General features: G+C 51.3%; 1 rRNA gene. It reads left to right on the forward strand.

Features of this window, described 5'->3' with window-relative positions:
• Nucleotides 1-807, forward strand: a 16S ribosomal RNA gene (locus BQ2633_RS00005); the annotation flags it as partial.

Genomic DNA, 807 nt, shown 5'->3' on the forward strand with positions numbered 1-807 from the left:
CCGCATGGTGATATAACCAAAGATTTATCGGTATGAGATGGTGATGCGTCCGATTAGGTAGTAGGCGGGGTAACGGCCCACCTAGCCTTCGATCGGTAGGGGTTCTGAGAGGAAGGTCCCCCACACTGGAACTGAGACACGGTCCAGACTCCTACGGGAGGCAGCAGTGAGGAATATTGGTCAATGGACGCAAGTCTGAACCAGCCAAGTAGCGTGCAGGATGACGGCCCTCCGGGTTGTAAACTGCTTTTAGTTGGGAATAAAAAAGAGGACGTGTCCTCTATTGTATGTACCTTCAGAAAAAGGACCGGCTAATTCCGTGCCAGCAGCCGCGGTAATACGGAAGGTCCAGGCGTTATCCGGATTTATTGGGTTTAAAGGGAGCGTAGGCGGATTATTAAGTCAGTGGTGAAAGACGGTGGCTCAACCATCGTTAGCCATTGAAACTGGTAGTCTTGAGTGCAGACAGGGATGCTGGAACTCGTGGTGTAGCGGTGAAATGCTTAGATATCACGATGAACTCCGATCGCGAAGGCAGGTGTCCGGGCTGCAACTGACGCTGAGGCTCGAAAGTGTGGGTATCAAACAGGATTAGATACCCTGGTAGTCCACACAGTAAACGATGTATACTCGCGGTTTGCGATATAATGTAAGCCGCCAAGCGAAAGCATTAAGTATACCACCTGGGGAGTACGCCGGCAACGGTGAAACTCAAAGGAATTGACGGGGGCCCGCACAAGCGGAGGAACATGTGGTTTAATTCGATGATACGCGAGGAACCTTACCCGGGCTTGAACTAAGAGTGAC

Source organism: Ihuprevotella massiliensis (assembly GCA_900095835.1).
In the GTDB taxonomy this organism is placed as follows: domain Bacteria; phylum Bacteroidota; class Bacteroidia; order Bacteroidales; family Bacteroidaceae; genus Alloprevotella; species Alloprevotella massiliensis.